This window comes from Serratia sp. Je.1.23.a, assembly GCF_051129805.1.
Taxonomy (GTDB): Bacteria; Pseudomonadota; Gammaproteobacteria; order Enterobacterales; family Enterobacteriaceae; genus Serratia; species Serratia liquefaciens.
This window is the reverse complement of sequence record NZ_JBCPSR010000001.1, coordinates 512,841-538,684: the sequence shown is the minus strand read 5'-3', so window position 1 is coordinate 538,684 and position 25,844 is coordinate 512,841. Positions and strand designations below refer to the sequence as shown.

The window sequence follows — 25,844 nt, the reverse complement described above, 5'->3', positions numbered from 1 at the left end:
TTCGCCCCTGACTGTTTTAGCGATCGAATACCGAACTGTTCAACGCACGATCCTGCTGATGGCGCTCCAGCGCCAGCTCAATCAGACGGGTAATCAGTTGGCTATAGCTGATGCCGCTGGCGGCCCACAGTTTGGGATACATGCTGATATTGGTGAAGCCCGGCAACGTGTTGATCTCGTTGATCACCACGTTGTTGTCCGGCGTCAGGAACACGTCCACGCGCGCCAAACCGAAACATTCCAGCGCCCGGAAGGCTTTCAGCGCCACCTCACGGATTTTGTCGCTCACCTCCGGCGTAATCGCCGCCGGTACCACGACCTGAGCACCCTGCTCGTTGATGTATTTGGTGTCGTACGAATAGAAGGCGTCGCTCAGCACGATTTCGCCACACAGGCTGGCCTGCGGATCATCATTGCCCAGCACCGCACACTCGATTTCGCGGCCGACAATCGCCGACTCCACCAGCACCTTGTGATCGAAACTGAACGCCAGCGCCACTGCGGCCTCATAGCCGGCGCGATCCTGCACCTTGCTGACGCCCACCGAAGAACCCTGGTTAGCCGGTTTAACAAACAGCGGCAGCCCCAGGCGTTCGCTGAGCTGTTCAAACGTGAATTTGGCGCGGTTGCTGCGCGTCAGGGTTACAAAGGGCGCGACCGCCAGCCCGGCATCACGCAGCAGGCGTTTGGTGACGTCTTTGTCCATGCTGACCGCAGACCCCAACACACCAGCGCCGACGAACGGCAAATTCGCCATCCGCAGTAGCCCCTGCAATGAACCGTCTTCCCCCAGCGTGCCGTGCACTATCGGGAACACCACGTCGAGCTGGCCCAGCGCACCGGCGCTGCCTGACTCGATCAACTGCTGTTTTTCCTGACCGGGGATCAGCGCTACATTTTTATTTGAGCGGTTCAACGCAATCAGCGCCGGGTTTTCCGCATTCAGCAGGTAGTTGGACGCATCGTTGATGTGCCAATGCCCCTGCTTGTCTATCCCCAGCAATGTGACGTCAAACTTCTCTTTGTCTATGGCATCCACAATGTTTTTTGCCGACTGCAGTGAAACCTCATGCTCCGCCGATTTACCGCCGAAGATCACCCCAACACGTAATTTGGTCACGCCCTAATCCTTCTGAAAAATCATGGCAAAAAAGTCGTTTATCACAATAAACGCATTGCCCCGTGGCAGCAATCGTTGCAACCCGGAAAATGACCACCCCACGGAATGCCAAATTGCGACCATCCAAAACGTATACACTTCGTATATTACTCACTGAGGAGCAGCCTATGGGCATTGTGAAAATTTCAGACGCGCTGCATGACGATCTGCGCCTCGCCAGCCTGACGATGACGCGTTCGATCAACGCGCAGGCGGAATACTGGATCAAGATCGGCATGCTGGCGGAGTTCCATCCGGAACTGACCTACCCCCAACTGGTAAAAAAAATGATGAAAGATAACGCGATGACGTTAAAGGAGATTGTCGGGTGAAACAGATTGTGATCAAAACACCGGAAGAGATTGTCAAAATGCGTCACTCTGGCGCGCTGCTGGCAAAGGTGTTTGCTATGCTCGATGAGGTGATAGTCGAAGGTATCTCCACGATGGAGATTAACGACCGCGCCGAAGCCTTTATCGTTGATGAGCTGAAATCGCGCCCGTCTACAAAAGGACAGTACGGTTTTCCCTATGTGCTCAATACCTCGATTGACGAAGTGATCTGTCACGGCGTTCCGTCGGTCAGCAAAATACTGCGCTCCGGCATGATCGTTAACGTCGACATTACGCTGGAACACGACGGTTATATTACCGACTCCAGTAAAATGTACTGCATTGGGCAGATCACGCCGCTGGCCAAACGGCTGGTGAATAACGTCTATGAGTCGATGTGGCAAGGCATCCGCATGGTGAAACCGGGCGCGACGCTGGGGGATATCGGCCATGCAATTCAACAGCATGCAGAACAGGCCGGATACAGCATCGTGCGGGAGTACTGCGGCCACGGTATCGGCCGCGAGATGCACGAAGAGCCGGCGGTAATGCACTTTGGCAAACCGGGTACCGGAATGGTGCTGCAGGAAGGCATGGTGTTTACCATCGAGCCGATGATCAATCAGGGCGACCACCGCATCAAGCAAAAGAAAGACGGTTGGACAGTGGTTACGCGCGACAAAAAGCTGTCTGCCCAGTGGGAGCACACCGTGGCGGTCACCGCCGACGGCGTGGAAATCCTGACGTTGCGCGACGAAGAGCGCCAGGCTGGTTACAAAGAACGATACTAAGTTATTAAGCCATTAAGCTACCAAGTTAATGACTTACTAAATTAATCACCTCATGGATTTCACCGGGCAATCGACAAGGCTGCCCGGTGGAAAACGATGGGGACGACAGGGAGATCGGCATGACGCAGTCCACCAGCGCCACCAACCAGGCGTTTCTCAGTAAACTCAAAAGCATCGTCGGTGGCCCGCAGCTGCTGACCGGTGAACGCAGCACCGAACGTTACCGCAAGGGCTTCCGCTCCGGCGAGGGCCAGGCGCTGGCGGTGGTGTTCCCGACACGCCTGCTGCAGTTGTGGCAGTTGCTTGAGGCCTGCGTCGCCGCCGATAAAATCGTCATCATGCAGGCGGCGAACACCGGTCTGACCGAAGGTTCAACGCCCAGCGGCAACGACTATGACCGTGATATCGTCATTATCAGCACCCTGCGGCTCAACCATGTGCAGGTGCTGGACAATGGCAAACAGGTGGTCGGCTTCCCCGGCAGTACGCTCAACCAGTTGGAAAAATTGCTCAAGCCTTATGGCCGCGAACCGCATTCGGTAATTGGCTCGTCCTGCATCGGCGCTTCGGTGATCGGCGGCGTGTGCAACAACTCCGGCGGTTCACTGGTCAAACGCGGCCCTGCCTATACCGAGATGGCGCTGTATGCCCAACTGGGTGAAGACGGTCAGTTGCGTCTGGTTAACCATCTGGGCATTAACCTCGGGGACACGCCGGAAGAGATCCTTACCCGCCTGGAGAAAGGCGACTACCGGCCGGAAGATGTCGAGCACGGCGAACTGCGTGCCTCCGACAATGAATACGCCAGCCGCGTACGCGACGTTGATGCCGATACGCCCTCCCGTTTTAACGCCGACAAGCGCCGCCTGTACGAAGCCTCCGGCTGCGCAGGCAAGTTGGCGGTATTTGCCGTGCGGCTGGATACCTTCGAGAAAGAAGGCAAAGAGCAGGTGTTTTACATCGGGACCAACGACACCGCCGTACTGACCGAACTGCGCCGCCACATGCTGAGCAAGTTTGACAACCTGCCGGTTGCCGGCGAATACATGCACCGGGATATTTTTGATATCGCCGAAGTGTACGGCAAAGACACCTTTATGATGATCGATAAGCTCGGCACCGATCAGATGCCGACCTTCTTCACTCTGAAAGGCCGCATGGACGCCAGCCTCAACAAGCTGCCGTTGCTGCCGCATAACCTGACCGACCGCCTGATGCAGGGCCTGAGCCATCTGGCGCCCAGCCACCTGCCTAAACGCATGAAAGAGTATCGCGAGCGCTTTGAACACCACCTGCTGCTGAAAATGGCCGGGCCGGGCGTCGAAGAGGCGCAGCAGTACCTGAGCCAATACTTTGCTCAGGCCAACGGGGCGTTCTTCGTCTGCACCCCGGATGAAGGCAAGAAAGCTTTCCTGCACCGCTTTGCCGCCGCCGGTGCCGCGGTGCGTTACCATGCGGTGCACGCCGACAAGGTCGAGGATATTTTGGCGCTGGATATCGCGCTGCGCCGCAACGACACCGACTGGTTCGAAACCCTGCCGCCGGAAATCGACAGCCAACTGGTGCACAAGCTGTATTACGGCCACTTTATGTGTCACGTCTTCCATCAGGATTATGTGGTGAAAAAAGGCGTCGACAGCCATGCGCTCAAGGAAAAGATGTTGGAGATCCTCAACCAGCGCGGCGCGGAGTACCCGGCGGAACATAACGTCGGCCATCTGTACACCGCCAAGCCGGATCTGCAGGCGTTCTACCGCAGCGCCGATCCCACCAACAGCTTTAATCCCGGTTTGGGCAAAACCAGCAAGCGGAAGCACTGGGCCGGTAACGGTCAATAACCTTCTTCCCTCCGGCTCGCCGCTGCACGGGCGAGCCCTCCTTCAAGATGCTTCCCTCTTTTGCAATCTTAAAGATGCATTTTTATTGCAACTTTAAAGTCTGCTGATTATTATGCGGTGTAAATAAGAATCAATAACAAATTTGTCATGACGGATACGTGACATCTGCCGTGACGTTCACCGCAAAATTAATGAGAAGGAACCTACCATGAGCCAGACCCTCGATTCCGCCCAACTGCTGTCTGCACTGGACAAAGTGATGGTGATCTCCACCACCGACCTGCAAGGCACCATCACCTATGTCAACGACCTGTTTTGCCAGCTCACCGGCTTTACCCGGGAAGAACTGGTCGGGCAACCCCACAACATCGTGCGTCACCCTTCCGTCCCCAAGGCCATCTACAAAGAGATGTGGGATACCATTAAAGCCGGAAATATCTGGACCGGCATCATTCCCAACGTTGGCAAGGGTGGCGTGCTGTATGTGGTCGACACCACCGTGCAACCGCTCTATGACGCTCAGGGCAAAATCGAGGCCTACATCAGTATCCGCCGTGTGATCAACGATCTGATGACCGATTTCGACTCCGTCGAATTCTCCAAAGAACAGTTCGACAACCACTACGATAAGTAAGAAACATGGCCGATATCATCGAACGTATCCTGATTGGCTACGGTTCGGAATCGGGCAAAGCCCAGGCGCTGGCTACGCGCTTGGGCGAGTTACCTTTTCTGCACCCTTACGCCCCCACCCTATTGACCCTCAACGAAATTTCACCGGCAAACCTGGGGAAAGGCGACCTATTGCTTATCGTATCCAGTTCGTTTGGTGACGGGGAGCCGCCCGCCAACGCCGAGCTTTTTTTCGACGTTCTGACACACACGCCAAACCTCGCGCACCTGCGCTACGCCATTTTCGGCTTGGGCGACACGGCGTACCCGCGTTTTTGCGGTTTCACGCAATGGCTTGACGCCGGGTTGTCCGAACGCGGCGCGCAGGCCATCGTCAACCGCGTTGATGCCGACGTAAACTTCGAGAGCTTTTTCACCACCTGGTCAGCCGTAGTGGAACAGGTGATTGCGGGGGATTGGCAGGCCGGTCGCGATCTGCATCTGCGCGTCACCGCCTATGGCGAGGACAATGCTTTTGCCGCCGGCCTGCTGGAGCGCCGTTCGCTCAGTGCCCGCGCGCCGCATGCCTGGCATCTTCGTCTGGATATCAGCGGCAGCGGCATCGCCTACCGGGCAGGCGATACGCTCTACCTGTTGCCGGAAAACGACGAGGATTTACTGCTTCGTCTGTCAGCCTGGTTCGACCGGCCGGAGGCCGCAGAGGCGCTGCGCAGCCGGGAACTGCGCCAAATAAGCAAAGCGACATTGCGCGAACTGGCGCAGCTTGCCGGCAGCGAAGACCTTAAGGAGATGCTGAAAATCCGCCAGCGCAAAGCGCTGGAAGCCTACCTGTACGGCGCCGATCTGCTGGACGTGCTGCAAGAGTTTTGCACGCCGCAGTCGGTCACTTTGGATGATCTGCTAACGCTGCTCCCTGCCTGCTTACCGCGCGCCTATTCGATCGCTTCGGCTTCGCGAGAAGACAGCCTGGATTTGTGCGTTCGCGAGGTTCGCTACGAGCGTAATGGGCGCACCCGAAACGGCACGGCCACCGGCTGGTTGCTCGATAACCCAGGCCCCTTCCGTGTCTTCTGCCGCGCCAATCCCAACTTCTACCTGCCATCCGATCCGCAAACTCCCGTGCTGTTCATCGGCACCGGTAGCGGTATCGCCCCGTTGATAGGCTTGCTGCGTGAAATGGCGATCGACGGCGGACAGCGAGAAACCGCCTTAATCTTCGGCGAAAAACGCCGTGACGAAGACTTCCTATACCGCGAAGAGCTTGAGTCACTGTGCAAGAATGGCGTACTGAATCGGCTCATTACCGCGTTTTCCCGCGATGGTACCGCCAAATACTACTTGCAGCACGCGATCGAAGAACATGCCGATTACGTGAGGGAGCTGTTGCTTAAGGGGGCACACCTCTACCTGTGCGGCAACCGACAGTATCTTGAAACCGCCGTCGCGCAGGCGCTGGAAAAGGCCTGTGCTCCAGGGGACGAAACCGCGACGGACAGCCTGTGGCAAAGGCTGACGCAACAAGGGCGTCTGCATCTGGAGCTGTACTGAGAACGGTTGCGGAGTGCGCCGTTTTTAGGTTGCGCCCTCCGCCAAACTTGACTATCTTGAAGAGGTTAATCACTCCCTGTATTCAGGAATATCCATGACAGAGTTTGCGCACGCTACCGATCCAGAAAACACGCCGCTTGCGGCCGTCGTTCTGCTGTGCGCATCCTCAGCCCCACCCGCCCTTTTCTCTGTCGTTACCGCGGTAGCCGCTTACCCACCACACGCCGTGGTTGTGCGTTAAGCCAAACCGAATTTCTCACCTCCAGCTTTCCTTGCTTTGCGCTCAGGCGTAGAACGCCGCGCGTGCTGGAGCTTGTTATTTTCACGACAGGTGAAAACAAAATGCGATTGATTTCTCACTGGGCCAACGTCGGCTTGGCTACGCTATTCGTTCTGCTCTGGAGCAGCGGCGCAATTTTCTCGCGCTGGGGGTTGGAGCATGCTTCCGCCTTCGCTTTTCTCTTCTTTCGTTGCGCCATCGCACTGGCGCTGCTGTTGGCTATCGGCCTGTGGCAACGGCAGTGCTTGCCGGCTCCGGGCACCCGTCTTCGGGTGGCGCTGATCGGTCTGCTGATGATCGGCAGCTATCAGATTTGTTATTTGCTGGCGCTGGAACAGGGCATTACCCCCGGCGTATTGGCGACGCTGCTCGGCGTTCAGCCGATACTCACCCAGTTCATTACCGAACGCCGCTGCTCAGGGTTGCGCGGCTTGGGCCTGCTGCTGGCGATGGCCGGACTGACGCTGGTGGTGTATCAAAGCCTGATGATTGCCCACTTCTCACTGGTCGGTATGCTGTGCGCCTTTATCGCGCTGGGCTGCATAACCGCCGGGACTTTGCTGCAAAAAGGGCTTAGCCAACCGCCGCTGGCGGTATTACCGCTGCAGTATGCAGTTGGGCTGCTGATGTGTTCGCTGGTGCTGCCGTTTGAACCGCTGCGGGTCGATTGGAGCCTGGCATTTGTTCTGCCGCTGCTGTGGATGGCGGTGGTGATTTCGGTGTTGGCCACCTTCCTGCTGTACCGGCTGATCCAGCGCGGCAATCTGGTGCAGGTCACCAGCCTGTTTTATCTGATCCCGGCGGTAACCGCCCTGCTGGACTATCTGCTGCTCGGCCACGCGCTGGCGGCCATCAGCATGCTGGGCATGGCAGCCATTCTGCTCGGGGTGATGCTGGTGTTTCGCCAACCTTAAATAGCAAAAGCCCCTCACGCCAGGCCGGCGTGAGGAGCTAACACTCAATCACTTCAGAACAACCAGGAACCATACCCCCACAGCAGCACCGTAACCCCAAGCAGTAACTCAAGCAGCAGGATGCCGATGGCAAAGGTAGAGCTGGAGAAAATAAAGCCTTCTTTACTGTCGATATTCAGGAAGTGAGGTATGCCCAGGTTCAGCAGATAGCCTGAATAACACAGGCCAATCACGCCGACAAACAGACACAACCACACGACGGGATATAACGCCACGATGCCGCTGAGGAACATCGGGGTGGCGACATAACCGGCGAACACCATGCAACGATGCAAGCTGGGACGAACCTCATAACGGCGCGCCATCCAGTGGATCACTTTCCCCATGATAGCTACGCCTGCCAGCATCAGCAGGTAAAACGCGACCGCCGTATAGGAAGCCGTAAACATATCGAGCCGGATAGCGTGCCCTTCGCCGGAAAGCCAGCCCAGTTGGGTGGTACCGATAAACGCGCAGATCACCGGGATCAACGCCAGCAACAGCACGTGGTGGGTGTAAAGGTGCGAGACGCTTTCGTTCTCGCTTTTAATGTGTTCGAACTCGGTGCTTGGATGCGCCAGAAGTCCCCAAACATGATTAACCATGAGACACCTCCTCCATCGCCGTAGGTCGCGATCGGCGAACGAATTTACCCCTCTGACGGATTGCTAACCGTACGAGGATTGCGGCCACGGGGCTCTCTCCCCTGTACTAATTATAGTCTTTCGCTGAAAAAACGTTCAGAAAGCGCAGACGCGGCGGCAGTTTGTTTTATAATTCCCGCCTGCTTATCCGCCGTGAGGAATGCCATGTCATCCGCCATCAAGATTCGCCAGGTCGGCATCGTCGATGTCGACGCCGGGCAAAATGTCACCGTCGTAGAGCCCTGTAATCTGTACGGCTGCCGACTCGGTGACGGGGTGTTCGTCGGCCCCTTTGTCGAAATCCAAAAAAACGTCAGCATTGGCGCCCGCAGTAAAATCCAGTCTCACAGCTTTATCTGCGAATATGTCACCATCGGCGAGGACTGTTTTATCGGCCACAACGTGACCTTCGCCAACGATCTGTTCAAAGGTGGCGCCCCCAATGCCGATCCGGCAAGCTGGGGCCGCACGCGGATTGGCGACGGCGTCTCCATCGGGTCCGGCGCCACGGTACTGGCGGTGGAAATCTGCAGCGGAGTGGTGATCGGCGCCGGTGCGGTGGTCACCAAAAACATCACCCGCAAGGGGATTTACGCCGGCAATCCTGCCCGCCTGCTAAGGGAACTGACCCCATGAGCGAAGCGATTCAAATTACCCCGGTGACCCAGTTGCCCGACGGATACTTGACCGGCTGCGACTTCAGCTTTCAGATTGCCCACTACGCCCAGCCGATTTTCAACGCGCCGATTGACAGCTGGCCGCTGCTGCCGGTGACGCCGTTTCGCAAGCACTACCCGCTGGCACCGTTCGTCAATGATGAAAGCGAAACCTTTCTGGCGCGTCATCGCGGGGAGGCGGTCGGCCATATCACGCTGAGCAATAACTGGAATGGCTATGCGCTCATCGAGGAGATTGTCGTCAGTGCTCATGTGCGCCGACTCGGCGTCGCCACGGCGCTGCTGGAGAGCGCACGGCTCTGGGCGCAACGTCACGAAACCGCCGGGCTGATGCTGGAAACGCAAAACACCAATTTGCCTGCCTGCCGCTGCTACCAGCGCTTTGGGTTTATCCTCGGCGGCATCGATCATCTGCTGTATCGTGCTCAACCTGATATTCCCGATCACGAAATTGCCCTGTTTTGGTATTTGCCGTTTAACAGCGAAATCGGGTATTAAGCGATCGCCGAACGTTGAGGCTATGTTTAAACATTAACCATCCTGGCCATGGTGAGAACTGTTATCATTTCTACGATCACAAGCCGAACCATTGGAGGGTAAAATGTACAGGGTAGTTTCAATGATATTGGCTATTGCGCTTAGCGGTTGTGCAGATAAAATTCCGGTCGGGCAAACACCTGAACCCATCACTACCCCACCTGCAGATCTCAAGGCCAGCATGGACAACGACACGTTAAACAAACTCAATGAGCTTCTCGCCCTGCGCGCCAAGGCAACGCCCGAGCAACGGCAGGATAACGGCCGCATGATCGACCTGCTGTCACGACCTTTCCTCGGTACGCCCTACGTCGCCAACCGGCTGATTGGCTCGCAGACTACGCCGGAAGAACTGGTGATCGACTTCCGCGGTCTGGATTGCTTCACCTACATCGACTATGTCGATGCGCTGCGCCAGGCCAACAGCCAGGCTGACTTTGTACAGCGGCTGATTCAAATCCGCTATGCCAATGGCGATATCAGCTTCCTGAAGCGTAAACACTTCTTCACCGACTGGTCGCATCAGGCCAAAACCAACGTAACGGACGTTACAGCCACGCTCAGCCCGCATGCCGTGACGCTGGTGAAAAACCTCAATCAAAAATCAGACGGCAGCAGCTATCTGCCAGGGCTGAAAAACGTTCGACGCAGCATTACCTACCTGCCCAGCGAGGCGATTGACGACAAGGTTCTGGCCCGGTTGCACACCGGTGATTACATCGGTATTTATACCAACCTGGCCGGTCTGGACGTCACCCATACCGGTATCTATATCATGACCGAAAACGGCCCAGTATTGCGCAATGCCTCGTCGCGTAAAGAGAATATGCAGGTGGTGGACTCGCCGTTTATGGAGTACGTCCAGGCTACGCCAGGCATCGTGGTGCTGCGCGCCAAATAACATTCCCCTCCCCCTTCAGGCTTTGCGCTTGCCGCTAACGGCGTAGCGTCTTGCAAGAAGGGGGATTTAAAACTTCCCGTTATGAGCTATAAGCGTTTGTGCTGAGCAAGCGTTTGACTTCCCCGCAGGTTCAGGCTTAGCTAGCAGCACAAAACCAACTGATTTCATTGTTTTTTTCAGGGAGCACTCGATGACCAAAAGCTGGCGTTATACCCCTCTGCTGGCGGCGTTTGCCGCGGTGCTGGCACTGCAGGGCTGTGAACAGAAAACCGATCAGAATCACATCAAGGTAGGGGTCATCAACGGCGCGGAACAGGACGTAGCGGAAGTCGCCAAGCAGGTGGCGAAAGAGAAGTACGGCCTGGATGTTGAACTGGTCGGTTTCAGCGGTTCATTGCTGCCCAATGACGCCACCGACAAAGGTGAACTGGATGCCAACGTTTTCCAACACCGGCCATTCCTCGAACAACAGAATAAAGATCACGGCTACAAACTGGTTGCGGTAGGCAATACCTTCGTGTTCCCGATGGCCGGCTATTCGAAAAAAATCAAATCGCTGAAAGAGCTTCAGGACGGCGCGGTTATCGCTATTCCGCTGGATCCCACCAACCTCGGCCGTGCGCTGCTGCTGCTGGAAAAAACTGGCCTGATTAAGCTGAAACCGGGCAAGGGGCTATTGCCGACCTCACTGGATATCAGCGCCAACCCGCATAACTACAAGATTATGGAGCTGGAAGGCGCACAGCTGCCGCAGCTGCTGGATGATCCGAAAGTCACCGTGGCAATCATCAGCACCACCTACATTAATCAAACTGGCCTGACGCCAACCAAAGACGGCATTTTCATCGAAGACAAGGATTCGCCGTACACCAACATCATCGTGACGCGTGAAGACAACAAGGACGCGCCGAACGTACAAAACTTCATCAAAGCCTACGAGTCGGATGAAGTGGCCAAAGCCGCCGAAAAGATCTTTAACGGCGGTGCGGTCAAAGGCTGGTAAAACAGCGCTCCACTGGCGAGCACCTGTGCAGGTGCTCGCACTTTTAATCTCTCCCCAGGTTCAGTCCCCCGACCATCGCCGCCCTCGGTCCGGCAGCTAGCCAAAACCATTCCGCAGCTCATTACAGCCCCGAACGCCAGCCTCACCGCACCGGGTAAATCATTGGCCGCGCAACACCCAACATTCTCTGCGTTCATCCCCGTTTACAGCCACATTTGCGGGGCGACGGCCAAAAATTGCTTTGGCAAAAGTGTCGACTACAATTCAATCGAAATACCTCCCTACAAAGTCATCATTCAATAATATTAGAGGTGATTATGTTACAGAAACACGAAAACGTAATAAGTATGACTACGCTTAGCCGTCAGGCCACCCAACAATTAACGCCGTCGTTTTCTGCATTGCCCCATACGCAACACGCTGACGGAAAATACCGCTTACGGCGCTATTCGGTAGTCAAACATCTCAATGGCCATGTGGTAGAGGTTGGCCAACGCAATTTCGTGCAGTCCGATGAGATCAATCACTTCCAGGGCAACGTGGTACGCCATTTTGAACCCATTGATAGCGACGTGTTGCAAAGCGCCGGTATGGATGAAATGTGTAATCTGTTCGCGGAAAGTAATGACTTACCCGAAGGCGCGGAGATAGAAATTCACCAGATGCGCGTGGTCGCCATTCATAATGAAACGCAGGTCGCGCCGGAAGGGATCCATCAGGATGGTTTTGATCATATCGCGATGATTGCTATTCATCGGCAGAATATTGTCGGCGGCGAAATCATGTTATACGCCGATAATCACCAGCCTCCCTTCTTTAAAAAAGCGCTGGCGGACGGCGAAGCCGTTTTACTGGCGGACAGCAAGTTATGGCATAACGCCACGCCGATCAGCGCCATTGTCCCGGAAGAAGAAGGACACCTGGATATCTTTGTCCTGACTGCCCGCGGAGAAAAAGCATGACCTTTACGCCCGAACTCGCCCGAGCCCAGTTTAGCGCGCTGACCCAGCATTATAACGATCAACCGGTGATCTTCTTCGATGGTCCTGGTGGGTCTCAGGTTTCACGAGGCGTACTGGAAAAAATGACGGACTACCTGGGGAAATATAACGCCAATCTGGGCGGGCACTATTTTTCCAGCCACGTGACCGGCGAAGTGATGAATAATGCCAGGGAGTCGGTGCGCGCCTTATTAAACGCGCCGACGCCCGATAACATCATTTTTGGCATGAATATGACCTCGCTGACATTCCATCTCAGCCGAATCATTAGCCGTCACTGGCAGGCCGGCGATGAGATTATCGTCACCGAACTGGATCATTACGCCAATGTCTCCAGTTGGCAACAGGCGGCAAACGATAAACAAGTCACCGTGCATCAAATCCCCCTGCAACAAGCAGACTGTTCTTTGGATGTTGCCCGACTGTGCGAACAGATCACCGCTAAAACCCGTCTGGTGGCGGTGACCTACGCGTCCAACGTTACCGGCAGCATCGTCGATATAAAAACCATCACCGAAGCCGCTCACCGGGTCGGCGCTCAGGTTTATGTCGATGCCGTGCACTATGCCCCACACAATCTGATCGATGTGCAGGCATTGGGGTGTGATTTTTTAGTGTGCTCCGCCTATAAATTCTTTGGTCCGCACATCGGCATGGCCTATATCGCGCCGCAGTGGTTACAGCGGCTGCAACCCTATAAAGTAGAACCGGCTACCGACGTGGGGCCAGGACGTTTTGAGACGGGTACTCAGAGTTTTGAAGGGCTGGCAGGAGTCACGGCAGCCGTTGACTACCTGGCGCAATGGGGAACGCCCGGCGCGTCCTTAAGGCAGCGTTTGCAGGAAAGTTTTGCCGACTACCATCGCCATGAAGAGAACCTGTGCCGTTATTTTTTGCAGCGCTTACAGCAAATAGACGATGTACAACTGTACGGTTCCCCTCAGGCGGATTGCCAACGCCGCACGCCCACCTTTGCACTGACCTTTAAGCGACATGCCCCCGAACAGGTTGCGCGCCGATTAGGCCGGCACAATATCTGCGTCGGCAGCGGGCACTTCTATGCGCAAGGCTTAATCCAACGGCTGAACCTGCAAGACAGCGGCGGCGTATTGCGTATTGGGATGATGCATTACAACACCCTGCAGGAAATCGACACGCTGTTTGAGCTGCTCGTCAGCGAAAGGTAGCAGCACATAGATCCACAAAGCCCAGCCCCCTGGCTGGGCTCATACGGCTGCCCCCCCTGCATATGGGTTAAGTCGGTAGGGGTCGAACATGTTCACCCGATTTAATCTGTTGATTATGTAATAGGGCGCAGCATGCAGCGCCCCTACTACGAAATAACAGAACACTTCGCCAATATTCCCTAAGGCAAAGCCCCTCCTCCTTTGCCAAAAATATCCTTAACTCCGCTATTGACCCTCACGCTACGTCAGGTTTTAGTATCCCGGAACGCACAAGGGAGGAGCACACCGATGTTATTGAAAGTGGGCGAACTGGCCCGCCGTTCCGGCATTACCGTCCGGACGCTGCATTATTACGACAGCATTGGCTTGCTGGTTCCTTCTGCGCGTTCCGACGCCGGGTATCGGCTATACAACCGGGCTGACATCACTCGCTTGCACCACATTCAGGCATTGCGCCGAATGGGCGTCTCGTTGGCAGAGGTCGGGGCAATTTTGGCGCGTTCGGGGATGGCGCTCACTTCGGTGATAGAACAGCAAATCGTCATGCTGGAGCGGCAGTTGGAACAGACCGCCGCGCTGCGCGATCGTCTGCAGCATATGCATGCTCAGCTCACCGCCGGAGACGAACCGGAACTGAACGACTGGCTGACTACGTTGGAGTTAATGACCATGTACGATAAATATTTTACCGCAGACGAACTGGCCCAATTGCCTTTCTATCAGGCCGACCCGAGCCGCAATCAGGAGTGGGCCGAGTTGGTCAGCAGCATGCGCCAGTTGATCGATGGCGGCGTTGAGCCGCAAGCGTTGCAGGCCCAGGCGCTGGCGCGTCGTTGGATGCTGATGCTGGAACGCGATACGGCGCGTAATCCGGCGTTTCTCACCCGACTCAACGCCATGCACGCCGATGAGCCCGCGATACGCGAACAAACCGGCATTACCCCGGCTATGACCGACTATGTGACTAGGGCATTCGCCGAAACCAAGCTGTCAATCTACCAAAAATACCTGTCGGCGGAAGAATACGCCCATGTGCGCCAGCACTACTTTACCCGCCTGCAGGAATGGCCGGCACTGATCGCCCAGTTCCATCAGGCGCTGAATGAGGGCATACCGCCAGAGTCAGCGCGGGCAAAACAGCTGGCAGCCCAATGGCTTGAACTGTTCCAGTCCTACGCCGGTCCCCATCCGGCCACCCAGATGAAAATCCGCCAGGCCATGGAGCAGGAACCGACGCTGACGGAAGGCACCTGGCTGACCCCGCCGCTATTACGCTACCTGCAGCAGGCGGTGGCGCACTTCATGCGCGGCTAGCCCGGGGTTATTCCCCCGTCCGAATGCTGCTCGCAGCGGCTCCCGGCGCATGGCGAAGATCGTCATGCGCCATTTTTTCGTTTCGCGGATGGGTATAACTTTTTTTTATCTTCAGCATAAGAAAGCCCAATTTTCCTTGTCGCCAGGCGCGGCGCATAATGCGCTTATCTTCTGATTTCCAAGGTAAACATGAATCACTATGCCCCACACCGCTCCGCTGATCCTCACCGACGCTACGCCGGACGACATAGCCGCCATCCAACAGATTTACGCCCATCACGTGTTATTCGGCGCCGCTTCGTTTGAAGAAACGCCCCCCACGCAGGAAGAAATGCGACAGCGGCTGGGCAAAGTGCAAGAGGCCGGGCTGCCCTGGCTGGTGGCCAAGCGGGATCATCTCGTCGTGGGCTACTGTTACGCCACGCCTTATCGACCGCGTCCAGCCTACCGATTCACCGTGGAAGAATCGGTATATATCGCCGAAGGGCAACAGGGTCAGGGCATCGGCAAAGCGCTACTGATCGAGCTGATTGCCCGCTGCGAGCAGGGGCCGTGGCGCCAAATGTTGGCTGTCGTCGGCAATGCCGGGGAAAACCATGGCTCGCTGGCTTTGCATCAAAAACTGGGGTTTGGCAGCGTGGGGACGCTAAAGGCGGTAGGGTTTAAATTGGGTAAGTGGCGCGACACCCACATCATGCAGCGTGCGTTAGGCGAAGGTGGCGACAATCCCCCTGATGGGCTTGCAGCGAGCAATTTGCGAATTATCGACTACAGTAAATAATGATTTCATCAGGTTAGCGAAAACTCGCGCCGTCATTCAAATCAATTGGGAGAGACGAATGAAAATCATTCTGTGGATTGTCGCTATTATCTTTATCGTTGGCCTGCTCACCATCACCGGCGTGTTCAAGCTGATCTTTTAAATGACCCCGCGCCGAGAGGCGCGGGATTAGCTTAGGCCTTTAAACGTCCCCGGATCGCCCCCAGAGCCGAAACCACCAGCAGGACTACGCCGCCGGCAACCAGACCAAACACCACGTTGAGCAAGGCGGGAATCACACCCTGCAGGATCTGACCGAAGGTAGGCACCACGGTGGCGTACGACGCCCAGTCCTCAAACAAATGATGCACCGGCGGCAAGCCATGGGTCAGGATACCGCCCCCGACCATAAACATGGCGATGGTGCCGACTACCGACAGGGTCTTCATCAGATAAGGTGCCGCACTGACAATACCGCTGCCGATTGAGCGGGCCAGCGCACTGCTTTTACGGCTCAGATACAACCCCAGGTCGTCGAGTTTGACGATGCCGGCCACGATGCCGTAAACCCCCACCGTCATCACAATCGCGATACCGCACAGCACAATCACCTGCTGGCTGAAGGTCGCCCCGGCCACGGTGCCCAGAGTAATGGCAATAATTTCGGCCGACAGCACAAAATCGGTGCGGATAGCTCCTTTCACCTTGCGTTGTTCATAGGCCGCCACGTCTTCATTGGCGTTCAGCGCTTCTTTATTCTCTTCCCCATCCTGTTTTTTGTGGGTCAGGCTGTGGAACACCTTCTCGAACCCTTCGTAACACAGGTAAGCCCCACCCACCATCAGCAGCGGCGTGATCGCCCAAGGGGCAAATGCGCTGATCAGCAACGCCAGCGGCACCAGGATCGCCTTGTTGATAAACGAGCCCTTGGCCACGCTCCACACCACCGGCAGCTCGCGATCGGCCTTTACGCCGGTGACCTGCTGCGCGTTAAGTGCCAGATCGTCTCCCAATACCCCGGCGGTTTTTTTCGCCGCCATCTTGGTCATCAGCGAGACGTCGTCCAGCAGTGAGGCAATATCGTCGATTAAAGTCAGTAAGCTACTTCCAGCCAAAGTGGTTCATCCTTTTCATATTCACGAGTCACGATCTCTTCGTAGAGATTCATACTACAACATTAATGATTGTCGATTTGCTAATGAATATTTTAGTGGAGAAATAACGATTGGGAGGAGAGACGGGGGATAAACAGGAAGTATTGCTGGATGATTGCCCAGGAGGTTGCAGCAAATCATCCAGTGGGTAAAAGCGTATAGCCGTGCCGGTCATCAGGTTAACGCGCCCTAAGAAGCGGCGGTAACCGTTAAAAAAGATCACCCGGCATTCAGGCTACTCTGGTTATTTTTCAAGGCTTCCAGCGCGCACTGCTGATCAAGATCCCCGCCCGGTGCCCCACCAATGCCAATGGCACCGATGACCACGTCCCCAGATTTCACCGGTACGCCGCCCGCCAGCAACAAGAAGCCCGGGATATCGCGCAGGTTTGCCGCCCCTGGGTTAGCCTGAGCATTCTTCATCACGTTTTCCGTCGGGTTTTTGGTGCTGAGGGCGGTAAACGCCTTCATGCGACTGGCTTCGATCGTATGCGGACCGGCGTTATCCATTTTCTTGATGACAAGCGGGGTACCGGCGCGATCGACCAGCGTAACGGCGACGTTATAGTTTTTCGCACTGCAGGTCTGAATAGCGCTCTGAGCCAGTTTATCGGCCAGGTCGAGGGAAAGGTTTTTTTCACTGAGAACGCCGCCGGCCATGCTGGCGAACGACGTCACGCTGCTGAGTAAAATGATGCTTGAAATGATGATTTTCATACTGGCTTGCTCCTTGCTTGTCCCTTGTGGATATCAGGAATAGTAAAAGGTGCAGCCGCAGCACACTATTGGCGTGATTACCTACGCGATTAAGTAATTTTACCTAGAATGCCCTTGGGACGGGACTTGCGCCCCATTTTCATCAATAACAAAGCGTTTTTACATTTTTTTCAGCAGCGCCAGCTCGCCATATTCGTTCATCAGTTTGGGCAGAGAGTTGACGTCCAGCTTGGCGAAGATGTTGGCCCGGTGGGCCTCCACGGTGCGCGGCGACAGTGCAAAAACGCGAGCGATCTCCTTGCTCGAATTCCCCTGCATAATGTGCTCAAAAATATCCTGTTCGCGAGCAGTCAACGTAGCCAGCCGGTGTTGCATCAGGCGTATTTTTTGTTGCCGCTCCTGCAAGTTCTGCTGCTGTTCCAATGCGCTGCCGACCACTTCGAACAGTAAATCGGCGTCGATCGGTTTGGTCAGGAATTCGAAGGCGCCGTTTTTGAAGGCCCGGCGGCATAAATCAATGTTCGCGTGCCCGGTCATGATGATCACCGGGATCGCCAACCCTTGCCGTTGCCATTCCTCCAACAGCGTCAGCCCGGTTTTGCCCGGCATCCTGATATCCAGCAGCAGACAGCCGGTTAAGCCATGCAGCTCACCGACGCCTTGCTGAAACGCCAGCGCACTGCTGTAAGTACGGGTTTGCCAACCGACGGTACCCAGCAAGGCGCTAAGCGAGGAGAGAATGGCCGGTTCGTCGTCAATAAGGTAAATGGTTTGGTTCATCATCTCTCCTCAGGGTGTATCGGTAACCAGAGTCGGAAGCAGGCCCCTTGCCCGACAATATTCGTCGCTTCGATGGTGCCGTTAAGACGTTGGATCAGCGTATCCGTCAAGGCCATCCCCAATCCTATACCCTGGGCGCGCGTGGTGAAAAACGGCATAAATACATGCTGCAGAGCCTGTTCCGATAGCCCTGGGCCACCGTCAGTCAGGGTTAAAGCAATCCCCTCGTCGGTCGCCGTGGCTGCCAGGTTGATCCAAGCCGTCCCGACAGCATTATTTTCTTGCGCCTGAATCGCATTGCTGGCGATGTTGTGCAGAATTTGCTCTATCCACAGCGGCGGAGCAAACAGCCTGGGCAAATTGTCAGGAATGCTGCTGTTAATTTTGACTTTATTGCCCCGAATTTCATTGTCCAACAGCGTCCTCACCCGGGCCCAGAGTGCGCCCAGCGCGACGGGTTGATAATCGACTCGCTCACTGGTCAGCTTCTGACGAAATTGCTGCAGTAATGCGTCGGTGCGCTTGATTTGAACCACGGCGGCCTCAAGCAACTGCGGCAGTTGTTCGGTGTGCTGTTGCCGAACCAGACGCAAGGCCGTTTGGTTGTAACTCAAAATCGCGGTGAGGGGCTGGTTAAGTTCATGCACGATACCGGCGGTCAGTTCGCCCAGGGTATTGAGCCGTGTGATTTCGGCGTAATGGGCACGCAGATCGGCGATATCTCGCCGCCGACGGTTGGTTCGATATTGGTTAATCAAGTAAAGCACCAGTCCCCAGAACAATGCAGGAGACAGGATCAGGGGCCAGGGCAGCGTAGCCCAGTTCGGATCGTCACCGGCGGCCAGCACAAAAGGCTGCGACTGGCTGGCTATCACCTTTTCCCATTGCCAATAGTAGGAAGCCTGCGCCGCCCCGCGCTCAAATAAGGTCTGACCGTTCCAACGCACCACCAGGTGCCGGAAGCCGTTTTCTCCCACCAATTCGTTCATCAATTGGTTCAGATCGATCAACAACGACTGGTTACCGGCATTGAGCCAGTAGCGCCCATTTTGTTCCACTACGATGAGCCGTCGCGGTTCAATACCAGGATGAGAACGCCAATGGATGATTTGCGGAAAGATCCTCTGCACTTCCCGGCTGTATTGGCTGGCCGGCAATAGCGGAATGATGGCGTCGTGCTGTGAAAGCTTCACCGTCACGTCGCGATAAAGTATACGAAAATCAGCGCTTTTCTCTTCGTACTGCTGCTGCAAAAAATAGGCTGTCAGCCCGCCGCTGGAGAGCAGAGCCAACGCTAACCAGCCCATTATCTTGAACATACCCATCCATCCCTGCGCAAATTTTCTGAACGCTTAAATACCATAAAAGAGCGGGTGCGGGTATCTCAGCCGGCATCACCGGCAGGCACGTTCAGTTGCCAGGACAGGCCAAAGCGGTCGTTCAACCACCCGAAGCGCGCGCTGAAACCATAATCATCAATCGGCATAAGCACCTCGCCGCCCTCTGCCAAGCGGGCGAAGATCCTTTCAAGCTCCGCCTCGGTGGCCAAGTTCACGTGAAGCGAGACCGCCGGGGTAAAGCTGAAGTCATGGCTGACCGGGCTGTCAATAAACACCAGATTATGCCGATCAAAATCGATGGTAGCCTGCTTGATCCGTCGCGGCCCGCCATCGCGCTCATCAAAATGCAGCAGTTGCTGAACCTGGAAACCGGCAAACAGTTCGCTATAAAGATCTATCGCCTGTTGGGCCTGGCCCTGAAACATGACAAAGGTAGAAACGTGGCTCATGGGATGCTGCCCTCGCGTGCAATATGGTATTAATTGATGATAGCGGATGGATACGCCTTCACGGCGATTGAAAGGAGGAAATATGACCGTCATCCACCGTCAGGCCCAATTGAGCGATCTTGCCGGCCTGCAGGCGCTGTACAGGGAGTTACGCCCGCAGGATCAGCCACTGCGTCCGGATAATGCCCAGCGTACTTTGCAACGCCTGCTGGACAACCCGTCGATTCGTCTGGTGGTCAGCGTGGTCGATGACCAACCGGTGGCGACCTGCATGCTGGCGATGGTGCCGGGGCTAGTGAATCAGGGGCAACCCTTCGGCATCATTGAGCACGTGGTCACTGCTCAGGCGTATCGCGGACAAGGTATTGCTTTAGCGATGCTTGAATACGCATTGCAACTGGCATGGCGGAAAGGTTGCTACAAAGTGATGCTGCTCTCCGGTCAACAGCGCACCGGGGCACATCAGCTGTATCTGCGCGCCGGGTTCGACGGCGATCGGGAGCGGGGTTTTGTGATCCGGCGTCCTGAGGGACGGTAACGGCCTGCGAACAGCTCCGCAGGCCACAGCATCGATTATTCGGTTTCGTTCTTCGCCAGACGGGCGTCTTTCTGACGGCGGTAGTCACGGGCAGCGGCAGGGATTGGCGTCACCTTACCGGTTTCGATCCAACTGCGCAGGCGGTTGGCATCGGCGAAGTGGGTATACTTGCCAAAGGCGTCCAGCACCACCAGCGACACGGAATGACTGCCGATCATGGTGCGCATCGCCAGGCAGTGTCCCGCTTCGTTAGTGAAGCCGGTTTTGGTCAGCTGGATGTTCCATTTCGGGTTGTATACCAGATGATTGGTATTGCGGAACGGCAGCGTATAGTTCGGATCCTTGAAGCTCGCCATGCGTTCGGTGGTGGTGCTGAGCTGGCCAATCAGCGGATATTGCTTGGTGGCGATCAACAGTTTGGTCAGGTCGCGGGCGGTAGAGACGTTTTTGATCGACAGCCCGGTCGGTTCCACATAACGCGTGTTGGTCATGCCCAGCGCCCTGGCTTTGGCGTTCATCGCTTTGATAAATGCACCGTACCCACCCGGGTAATGATGCGCCAGACTGGCGGCAGCACGGTTTTCCGACGACATCAGCGCCAACAGCAGCATATCTTTACGGCTGATCTCACTGTTCAGCCGTACGCGCGAATAGACCCCTTTCATCTCCGGCGTCTGGTGAATATCTACCGACAGCATTTCATCCAGCGGCAGATGGGCGTCCAGCGTCACCATTGCCGTCATCAGCTTGGTGATGGAGGCGATCGGCACCACTTCATCCGGGTTGCGGGCATACATCACCTTGTGGGTCTGCATATCCACCACCATGGCGCTGCCGGAAGCCAGCTCAGGCTGGGCGGCCCGGGTGACGGCGTTATTTTCGCTGGCCAGCGCGCGCGGCGCGAAGCCTGCCCCTGCCTGCAAAGCGAGCAGGGCTAGTACCAAAACACGTTTTTTCACATGCATTACTCTGTCACTGAAGAAGATGAAGGTCTTATTTGGCCGAATTATATGTGAGGGTTCTCCCATTGGCACTGGGATTATGTCAGCCGATTTGTGACAAATTCTGTCGGAGAGATAATTGCGCAAACCGCGAGCGCTCTGGGATGAACGCCCGCGTTGAAAAAGTTACAGTGCCGGTTGCCAGGCCGACTGCGGCAACAGGTACAACCCAGGGGCCTGGCGTGCGCCGTCCCCGACGATATGGCCAATGCCTGCAGCCATCACCGCCAGCGTCACATCGAAGGCATTCAGGCTGTCGCCGTAGCCCGCCGTCAGATTGAACATTGAACCATTGGCCAACAAGTACAACTGTTTGTCGCCAAGTTGGTAGGCATTTACAAACGGCATAGGCTCGCTGTGCGGCAAGTTCTGCAGGAAACCGACGTCAATTTCCGCCGTTACATGGCCGACGTTGAGGATGAACACCCCGTCTTTCGCCTGCTGCAGATGCTGCGCTGATAGCACGTTTTTTGCCCCGGTTGCCGTGGCAATTACATCGGCCTGGCCGACCGCACTGGCCAAATCAACGACCGCCCAGCCGTCATAACGCGCCTGCAGCGCACGCGCCGGATCGATTTCCGCCACGATCACCTGGCCGCCGTAAGCTTTCGCCGCTGCCGCAACGCCCTGCCCAACCAAACCATAGCCAATCACCAGCACGCATTTCTCATGCAGCGTCAAATGGGTGGTCTGGAAGAAGGTGTGCCAGGCGGTCAAGCCGACCATGTGACGGTTATGCAGCCCTTCTTTTACCGGCAAATCGTCCCAGTTAAAAATAGGATAGCGCGGTGCCATACCGTTCAGTCGACTGATGCCGGAACCTGTCGCTTCCAGCCCGGCGATAATCTGCGGGCCGTCGGCAGACTGGTGCAGGCGGGTAGTCAGATCCGCCCCCATTTCGCACAGGTGGGTAGGCCCCCAGGCCAGCGCGCGGTCAAACGATGCCGACCAATCGGCGTCGCTCATGTCGCGCCAGGCGTGAGCCTGTGCCCCACGGCGTTCCAGCCAGGCGACCACGTCATCCTGCACCGTGGTCGGGTTGCAGGTGGTCAGATAGATGGCAGCGCCCTTATCCAACAGGCCCGCCACCAGCGGGGCCATTTTCAGATCCAGGTGCATATTGCACGCCAGACGCACGCCGCTTAAATCCGGCAGTGCAGCAACGGCCGCCCGGGTACGCGGCATGTGACGCATCGCCCAGTTCAGCTCACTTTCAAAATCCTGATACATCTGTCGCTCCTCTACTGCGCCGCGCCACCGGGGCACGGCAGAATGATTTAACCACTGCGGCTCAGGCGCTTTATCGCCTGTGGCGACAGGCCAAACAGACGGATGAAGGCCCGCCGCATACGCTCCGGGTCACTGAACCCGACGGCGCGGGCGATGCTCTCCAGCGCTTCGTGACCTTCTTCAATCCTGACCCTGGCGGCCTCGACTCGCAATTGTTCAATCACCTTGGCCGGCGTCTGGCCGGTTTCGGCGCGGAACAAGCGGCCAAACTGCCGCTCGCTCAGACAGGCGGCGTCCGCCAGATCGCCCACCGTCAGCGGATGATGGAGGTGTTCGCGAGCATAAGAGAGCGCGTTGCGAATGCGATCTGAAGACGGGTTGAGCTCCAGCAGCAAGGAATACTGCGACTGCCCGCCCGGACGCCGGTGATACACCACCAGTTGCCGCGCCACACTGGCCGCCAATGCGCTACCGAGATCTTCCTCGACCATCGCCAGCGCCAAATCGATACCGGCAGTGATGCCCGCCGAAGTCCAGATCGCACCGTCGCGGATATAAATACGATTGCTGTCGACGCGGATACGCGGATAACTCTGTTGCAGCCGTGCGGCATGGTACCAATGAGTAGTCGCGCGCTTGCCGTCCAGCAACCCGGCAGCCGCCAGTATAAATGCACCGGTGCACACGCTGGCCATGCGCCGTGCCTGCCGGCTTTGCCGGTGCAGAAACGCCAATAGCCCCGCCGACTGGGTGGCGACGACGTTGCCGCTGCCTCCGGCAATCAATAGCGTATCAAGGCGATGTTCGCCAAACGGCTGAGTGAGCACTTCCACACCCGAAGAGCTCGCCACGCTGCCGCCCCGTTCCGAGAGCGGCAGACACCGATAGGCCTGGGTCGCCGTAAACTGGTTGGCATTATCAAAGGCCGCCAATGGCCCGGCGAAGTCGAGCAGATTAAAGCCGGGGAAGACCACAAAGCCGATATTTTTCATCATGGCGCTTTTTGAGGGTTATCCGTCATATCAGCCAAAAACAGGGTCGCTATTATTACCCAAAGCAAATGACAAAACTGAGGCGAATATCATGTCTGAACCATTAGTGATTGTTTTTCCGATCTATCAGGGCGTCACCCAGCTGGACTTTACCGGGCCACTGCAGTTCTTGCGACACATGCCGGGGGCCGAAATTGTCGTGGCCTCCGTCGGTGGCGCAGATATCAGCGCCGAAGGATTGTACTTTACCCAGTTGCAGAAGCTGGAAGAAGTCACGCGCTGCGACGTGCTGTGCGTACCGGGCGGCGCCGGCTGTACCCAGGCGCTGGAAAACGACGCCTTTATGAGCCAGATCCGCCGTCTGGGACTTGATGCCCGCTATCTGACCTCCGTGTGTACCGGTTCGCTGATCCTGGCCGCTGCCGGTTTGCTGCAGGGCAAACGCGCCGCCTGTCACTGGAGCATGCGCGAAAGCCTGGCGCTGTTCGGTGCCCTCCCCAGTCATGCCCGGGTAGAGCGTGACGGTAACGTCATCAGCGGCGGCGGCGTGACTGCTGGCATCGATTTCGCCCTGGCATTAATCGCCGAATTGCACGATGAGGAAACCGCGCAAATGATCCAACTGTATCTGGAATATGCGCCGGCACCGCCTTTCCAGGGAGGGACGCCGGAACTGGCGCCGGCGCATGTCCTGGCCCGGGTTCAGGCGCAAATGGCCGACAGTTTGCGGCAACGTCGAGCGTTGGTGGCGCAGATTGCCGCCCGCGGCTAGCGCACAGGGCGTATACTTAACCTTATGTGTTAAAGACATAGGGGATCAGAATGGCGGATTTAGCCCACTACATTACGGACTACGGTTATTGGGCGCTGTTTATCGGCTGTCTGGCCGAAGGCGAAACCATCACGCTGCTGGGCGGCATTGCGGCACATCAGGGACTGTTACATCTGCCCTGGGTTATTGCGGTGGTGGCGTTGGGCGGCACGCTGGGGGATCAACTGCTGTTTTTCCTGGGCCGTCGCTTCGGCGGACGGGTCATTTCACGTATGAAAAGCCAGGAAAAACGCATCGAACGCGCCAGAAAGCTGATCGCACGCCACCCAATGCTGTTCGTGATTGGCGTACGTTTTATGTATGGCTTCCGCATTATCGGCCCGGTTCTGATCGGCGCCAGCAAGCTGCCGCCGTCACGCTTTGTACCACTGAACATTCTGGGCGCCATCCTGTGGGCGACAATCTTTGTGCTGCTGGGCTATTTTGGTGGCGAGGCGATCGGCCGCTTTATCTCGGGCTTCGATAAAAGACTCACCAGCGTGCTGTTCTGCGCGCTGGTGATCGCCGCCATTCTGCTAGTACGGTTTTGGTGGCGCCGTCGGCATGCCGATTAAGCTTATCGGTTCAGCATCAGTTTCACACCGAGCAAGGCCAACACTCCGCCGCCTACCCGATCGAACCAGGCTTTAAAACGCAGGTAGGCGCGACGCGGACGTGGTGATGACAACACAAAGGCCACGAAGGCATACCAGAGGACGTCAACCGTCAGGGCGATCACCGGCAGAATAATGTACATCAGCGGCGAGATTTTATGGCTGAGCAAGGCGGCAAACACGCTGCCGAACACGATGGCGGTGTTCGGGTTGCTCAACTGGGTCAATAGCCCCGTGGTAAAGGCCTTGCGAAAGCCCAGAGACTGCGCGCCGACGACCTCCACGTTCAACGGTTGACTCGCCCCACGCAGCATTTTGAACGCCAGGTAGACCAGGTAAGCGCCCCCCAGCACTTTCAGCGTGGAGTACAGCCATGGCAATGCCAACAGCAATGACTGCAGCCCCAACAGAGCCACCAGTGCAAAAATAAAGCAGCCGACGCCCATACCCAGCGCGACTGCCATACCGTCGCGGCGCGACGATGCCACGGCCGTACGCGCCACCAGAATAAAGCTTTGTCCCGGACTCATTGCCCCCAGCGCAATGGCGCCAGTAATGCTCAATACCGATAATGCCGTCTCGCTGATCATACTTTCCGCACTCCCTTCGTAAATGCCACGGTTCAAAGTAGCCCAGCGATAAAAACAAAAGCAATACGGC

Annotated in this window: 28 protein-coding genes; 17 read left to right on the top strand and 11 right to left on the bottom strand. The window is 56.5% G+C overall.

Annotation, left to right across the window (positions count from 1 at the left end):
- Positions 1 to 16: 16 nt before the first annotated feature.
- Positions 17 to 1,120, bottom strand: coding sequence for a D-alanine--D-alanine ligase (ddlA, locus tag AAZT04_RS02675; RefSeq protein WP_020825783.1), 1,104 nt, complete (start codon positions 1,118 to 1,120; stop codon positions 17 to 19).
- Positions 1,121 to 1,287: 167 nt separating this feature from the next.
- Between ddlA and AAZT04_RS02670 the strand changes: the two genes are divergently transcribed.
- From AAZT04_RS02670 to AAZT04_RS02645, 6 genes are all read left to right on the top strand, one after another.
- A complete protein-coding gene (locus AAZT04_RS02670; RefSeq protein WP_020825782.1) occupies positions 1,288 to 1,491 on the top strand; it encodes a ParD-like family protein in 204 nt (67 codons plus the stop codon).
- The gene (map, locus tag AAZT04_RS02665) at positions 1,488 to 2,282 is read left to right on the top strand and encodes a type I methionyl aminopeptidase (protein ID WP_129983941.1); all 795 of its coding nucleotides are present in this window, start codon (positions 1,488 to 1,490) and stop codon (positions 2,280 to 2,282) included. The genes AAZT04_RS02670 and map overlap by 4 nt, the downstream gene beginning before the upstream one ends.
- 119 nt (positions 2,283 to 2,401) lie before the next feature.
- Positions 2,402 to 4,120 carry a D-lactate dehydrogenase gene (dld, locus tag AAZT04_RS02660; protein ID WP_020825780.1) on the top strand — a complete coding sequence of 573 codons (1,719 nt, stop codon included), beginning with the start codon at positions 2,402 to 2,404 and terminating at the stop codon, positions 4,118 to 4,120.
- A gap of 208 nt (positions 4,121 to 4,328) precedes the next feature.
- Entirely contained in the window at positions 4,329 to 4,754 is a 426-nt protein-coding gene (locus AAZT04_RS02655; protein WP_020825779.1) for a PAS domain-containing protein, read from the top strand.
- 5 nt (positions 4,755 to 4,759) lie between these two features.
- Positions 4,760 to 6,301 (top strand): flavodoxin domain-containing protein, encoded by a 1,542-nt coding sequence (locus AAZT04_RS02650; RefSeq protein ID WP_434678871.1) that lies wholly within the window; start codon positions 4,760 to 4,762, stop codon positions 6,299 to 6,301.
- 342 nt (positions 6,302 to 6,643) lie between these two features.
- A complete protein-coding gene (locus AAZT04_RS02645; RefSeq protein WP_020825777.1) occupies positions 6,644 to 7,495 on the top strand; it encodes a DMT family transporter in 852 nt (283 codons plus the stop codon).
- Between the two features lie 53 nt (positions 7,496 to 7,548).
- Here the strand turns inward: AAZT04_RS02645 and AAZT04_RS02640 are convergent, their stop codons facing one another.
- Entirely contained in the window at positions 7,549 to 8,139 is a 591-nt protein-coding gene (locus tag AAZT04_RS02640) for a Yip1 family protein (protein WP_020825776.1), read from the bottom strand.
- A 204-nt stretch (positions 8,140 to 8,343) separates the two neighbouring features.
- Here AAZT04_RS02640 and AAZT04_RS02635 point away from each other — a divergent pair, with 204 nt between their 5' ends.
- The 8 genes from AAZT04_RS02635 to AAZT04_RS02600 all read left to right on the top strand — a co-directional run bounded on the left by AAZT04_RS02635 (position 8,344) and on the right by AAZT04_RS02600 (position 15,579).
- Positions 8,344 to 8,814 carry an acyltransferase gene (locus tag AAZT04_RS02635; RefSeq protein ID WP_115059540.1) on the top strand — a complete coding sequence of 157 codons (471 nt, stop codon included), beginning with the start codon at positions 8,344 to 8,346 and terminating at the stop codon, positions 8,812 to 8,814.
- The gene (locus AAZT04_RS02630; RefSeq protein ID WP_046374208.1) at positions 8,811 to 9,353 is read left to right on the top strand and encodes a GNAT family N-acetyltransferase; all 543 of its coding nucleotides are present in this window, start codon (positions 8,811 to 8,813) and stop codon (positions 9,351 to 9,353) included. The genes AAZT04_RS02635 and AAZT04_RS02630 overlap by 4 nt, the downstream gene beginning before the upstream one ends.
- Before the next feature lie 103 nt (positions 9,354 to 9,456).
- Entirely contained in the window at positions 9,457 to 10,293 is an 837-nt protein-coding gene (locus AAZT04_RS02625) for a DUF1460 domain-containing protein (protein WP_041414317.1), read from the top strand.
- Positions 10,294 to 10,483: 190 nt separating this feature from the next.
- Positions 10,484 to 11,296, top strand: coding sequence for a MetQ/NlpA family lipoprotein (locus AAZT04_RS02620; RefSeq protein ID WP_020825771.1), 813 nt, complete (start codon positions 10,484 to 10,486; stop codon positions 11,294 to 11,296).
- Between the two features lie 347 nt (positions 11,297 to 11,643).
- Complete coding sequence (locus AAZT04_RS02615) at positions 11,644 to 12,258, top strand: 2OG-Fe dioxygenase family protein (RefSeq protein WP_104410908.1); 615 nt, start codon at positions 11,644 to 11,646, stop codon at positions 12,256 to 12,258.
- Positions 12,255 to 13,484: a cysteine desulfurase-like protein gene (locus AAZT04_RS02610; protein ID WP_115059546.1), complete on the top strand. Its 1,230-nt coding sequence runs from the start codon at positions 12,255 to 12,257 to the stop codon at positions 13,482 to 13,484. The genes AAZT04_RS02615 and AAZT04_RS02610 overlap by 4 nt, the downstream gene beginning before the upstream one ends.
- 288 nt (positions 13,485 to 13,772) lie before the next feature.
- Entirely contained in the window at positions 13,773 to 14,798 is a 1,026-nt protein-coding gene (locus tag AAZT04_RS02605; RefSeq protein ID WP_020825768.1) for a MerR family transcriptional regulator, read from the top strand.
- Positions 14,799 to 14,997: 199 nt separating this feature from the next.
- Positions 14,998 to 15,579, top strand: a complete 582-nt coding sequence (locus tag AAZT04_RS02600) for a GNAT family N-acetyltransferase (protein WP_048761301.1) — start codon at positions 14,998 to 15,000, stop codon at positions 15,577 to 15,579.
- Positions 15,580 to 15,752: 173 nt separating this feature from the next.
- Here AAZT04_RS02600 and AAZT04_RS02595 read toward each other — a convergent pair whose 3' ends face one another.
- The 5 genes from AAZT04_RS02595 to AAZT04_RS02575 all read right to left on the bottom strand — a co-directional run bounded on the left by AAZT04_RS02595 (position 15,753) and on the right by AAZT04_RS02575 (position 19,998).
- Positions 15,753 to 16,673 carry a DUF808 domain-containing protein gene (locus tag AAZT04_RS02595; protein ID WP_046374213.1) on the bottom strand — a complete coding sequence of 307 codons (921 nt, stop codon included), beginning with the start codon at positions 16,671 to 16,673 and terminating at the stop codon, positions 15,753 to 15,755.
- A gap of 258 nt (positions 16,674 to 16,931) precedes the next feature.
- Positions 16,932 to 17,429 carry a GlcG/HbpS family heme-binding protein gene (locus AAZT04_RS02590; protein WP_048761298.1) on the bottom strand — a complete coding sequence of 166 codons (498 nt, stop codon included), beginning with the start codon at positions 17,427 to 17,429 and terminating at the stop codon, positions 16,932 to 16,934.
- A 159-nt stretch (positions 17,430 to 17,588) separates the two neighbouring features.
- The gene (locus AAZT04_RS02585; RefSeq protein ID WP_020825762.1) at positions 17,589 to 18,209 is read right to left on the bottom strand and encodes a response regulator transcription factor; all 621 of its coding nucleotides are present in this window, start codon (positions 18,207 to 18,209) and stop codon (positions 17,589 to 17,591) included.
- A complete protein-coding gene (locus AAZT04_RS02580; protein WP_046374216.1) occupies positions 18,209 to 19,528 on the bottom strand; it encodes a sensor histidine kinase in 1,320 nt (439 codons plus the stop codon). The genes AAZT04_RS02585 and AAZT04_RS02580 overlap by 1 nt, the downstream gene beginning before the upstream one ends.
- Before the next feature lie 65 nt (positions 19,529 to 19,593).
- Entirely contained in the window at positions 19,594 to 19,998 is a 405-nt protein-coding gene (locus AAZT04_RS02575) for a VOC family protein (RefSeq protein ID WP_041414313.1), read from the bottom strand.
- Between the two features lie 82 nt (positions 19,999 to 20,080).
- On the opposite strand from AAZT04_RS02575, the gene AAZT04_RS02570 reads away from it, so the two are divergent.
- Positions 20,081 to 20,536: a GNAT family N-acetyltransferase gene (locus tag AAZT04_RS02570; protein ID WP_048761291.1), complete on the top strand. Its 456-nt coding sequence runs from the start codon at positions 20,081 to 20,083 to the stop codon at positions 20,534 to 20,536.
- 35 nt (positions 20,537 to 20,571) lie between these two features.
- Here AAZT04_RS02570 and pbpG read toward each other — a convergent pair whose 3' ends face one another.
- The 3 genes from pbpG to AAZT04_RS02555 all read right to left on the bottom strand — a co-directional run bounded on the left by pbpG (position 20,572) and on the right by AAZT04_RS02555 (position 23,759).
- Entirely contained in the window at positions 20,572 to 21,501 is a 930-nt protein-coding gene (pbpG, locus tag AAZT04_RS02565; RefSeq protein ID WP_020825758.1) for a D-alanyl-D-alanine endopeptidase, read from the bottom strand.
- Between the two features lie 162 nt (positions 21,502 to 21,663).
- Positions 21,664 to 22,767, bottom strand: a complete 1,104-nt coding sequence (locus AAZT04_RS02560) for an adenosylhomocysteinase (RefSeq protein WP_046374218.1) — start codon at positions 22,765 to 22,767, stop codon at positions 21,664 to 21,666.
- Positions 22,768 to 22,814: 47 nt separating this feature from the next.
- Positions 22,815 to 23,759 carry a GlxA family transcriptional regulator gene (locus AAZT04_RS02555; RefSeq protein WP_046375069.1) on the bottom strand — a complete coding sequence of 315 codons (945 nt, stop codon included), beginning with the start codon at positions 23,757 to 23,759 and terminating at the stop codon, positions 22,815 to 22,817.
- A gap of 91 nt (positions 23,760 to 23,850) precedes the next feature.
- Between AAZT04_RS02555 and AAZT04_RS02550 the strand changes: the two genes are divergently transcribed.
- Positions 23,851 to 24,531, top strand: coding sequence for a DJ-1/PfpI family protein (locus AAZT04_RS02550; protein WP_046374219.1), 681 nt, complete (start codon positions 23,851 to 23,853; stop codon positions 24,529 to 24,531).
- Between the two features lie 50 nt (positions 24,532 to 24,581).
- On the top strand, positions 24,582 to 25,145 hold the full coding sequence (locus AAZT04_RS02545; protein WP_020825754.1) for a DedA family protein: 564 nt from the start codon (positions 24,582 to 24,584) through the stop codon (positions 25,143 to 25,145).
- Between the two features lie 2 nt (positions 25,146 to 25,147).
- Here the strand turns inward: AAZT04_RS02545 and AAZT04_RS02540 are convergent, their stop codons facing one another.
- Entirely contained in the window at positions 25,148 to 25,774 is a 627-nt protein-coding gene (locus AAZT04_RS02540) for a LysE family translocator (RefSeq protein ID WP_046374220.1), read from the bottom strand.
- Positions 25,775 to 25,844: the final 70 nt, after the last annotated feature.

Bases quoted from the DNA above. Each gene is read 5' to 3' on its own strand.
- AAZT04_RS02600 (WP_048761301.1), top strand. From the start codon at position 14,998: ATGCCCCACACCGCTCCGCTGATCCTCACCGACGCTACGCCGGACGAC.
- AAZT04_RS02655 (WP_020825779.1), top strand. From the start codon at position 4,329: ATGAGCCAGACCCTCGATTCCGCCCAACTGCTGTCTGCACTGGACAAA.
- AAZT04_RS02610 (WP_115059546.1), top strand. From the start codon at position 12,255: ATGACCTTTACGCCCGAACTCGCCCGAGCCCAGTTTAGCGCGCTGACC.
- AAZT04_RS02670 (WP_020825782.1), top strand. From the start codon at position 1,288: ATGGGCATTGTGAAAATTTCAGACGCGCTGCATGACGATCTGCGCCTC.
- AAZT04_RS02570 (WP_048761291.1), top strand. From the start codon at position 20,081: ATGACCGTCATCCACCGTCAGGCCCAATTGAGCGATCTTGCCGGCCTG.
- AAZT04_RS02560 (WP_046374218.1), bottom strand. From the start codon at position 22,767: ATGTATCAGGATTTTGAAAGTGAGCTGAACTGGGCGATGCGTCACATG.
- AAZT04_RS02650 (WP_434678871.1), top strand. From the start codon at position 4,760: ATGGCCGATATCATCGAACGTATCCTGATTGGCTACGGTTCGGAATCG.
- dld (WP_020825780.1), top strand. From the start codon at position 2,402: ATGACGCAGTCCACCAGCGCCACCAACCAGGCGTTTCTCAGTAAACTC.
- AAZT04_RS02605 (WP_020825768.1), top strand. From the start codon at position 13,773: ATGTTATTGAAAGTGGGCGAACTGGCCCGCCGTTCCGGCATTACCGTC.
- AAZT04_RS02580 (WP_046374216.1), bottom strand. From the start codon at position 19,528: ATGTTCAAGATAATGGGCTGGTTAGCGTTGGCTCTGCTCTCCAGCGGC.
- AAZT04_RS02540 (WP_046374220.1), bottom strand. From the start codon at position 25,774: ATGATCAGCGAGACGGCATTATCGGTATTGAGCATTACTGGCGCCATT.
- AAZT04_RS02640 (WP_020825776.1), bottom strand. From the start codon at position 8,139: ATGGTTAATCATGTTTGGGGACTTCTGGCGCATCCAAGCACCGAGTTC.
- AAZT04_RS02585 (WP_020825762.1), bottom strand. From the start codon at position 18,209: ATGAACCAAACCATTTACCTTATTGACGACGAACCGGCCATTCTCTCC.
- AAZT04_RS02630 (WP_046374208.1), top strand. From the start codon at position 8,811: ATGAGCGAAGCGATTCAAATTACCCCGGTGACCCAGTTGCCCGACGGA.
- AAZT04_RS02635 (WP_115059540.1), top strand. From the start codon at position 8,344: ATGTCATCCGCCATCAAGATTCGCCAGGTCGGCATCGTCGATGTCGAC.
- AAZT04_RS02575 (WP_041414313.1), bottom strand. From the start codon at position 19,998: ATGAGCCACGTTTCTACCTTTGTCATGTTTCAGGGCCAGGCCCAACAG.
- AAZT04_RS02545 (WP_020825754.1), top strand. From the start codon at position 24,582: ATGGCGGATTTAGCCCACTACATTACGGACTACGGTTATTGGGCGCTG.
- AAZT04_RS02645 (WP_020825777.1), top strand. From the start codon at position 6,644: ATGCGATTGATTTCTCACTGGGCCAACGTCGGCTTGGCTACGCTATTC.
- AAZT04_RS02625 (WP_041414317.1), top strand. From the start codon at position 9,457: ATGTACAGGGTAGTTTCAATGATATTGGCTATTGCGCTTAGCGGTTGT.
- AAZT04_RS02550 (WP_046374219.1), top strand. From the start codon at position 23,851: ATGTCTGAACCATTAGTGATTGTTTTTCCGATCTATCAGGGCGTCACC.
- AAZT04_RS02555 (WP_046375069.1), bottom strand. From the start codon at position 23,759: ATGAAAAATATCGGCTTTGTGGTCTTCCCCGGCTTTAATCTGCTCGAC.
- pbpG (WP_020825758.1), bottom strand. From the start codon at position 21,501: ATGCATGTGAAAAAACGTGTTTTGGTACTAGCCCTGCTCGCTTTGCAG.
- AAZT04_RS02615 (WP_104410908.1), top strand. From the start codon at position 11,644: ATGACTACGCTTAGCCGTCAGGCCACCCAACAATTAACGCCGTCGTTT.
- AAZT04_RS02590 (WP_048761298.1), bottom strand. From the start codon at position 17,429: ATGAAAATCATCATTTCAAGCATCATTTTACTCAGCAGCGTGACGTCG.
- AAZT04_RS02620 (WP_020825771.1), top strand. From the start codon at position 10,484: ATGACCAAAAGCTGGCGTTATACCCCTCTGCTGGCGGCGTTTGCCGCG.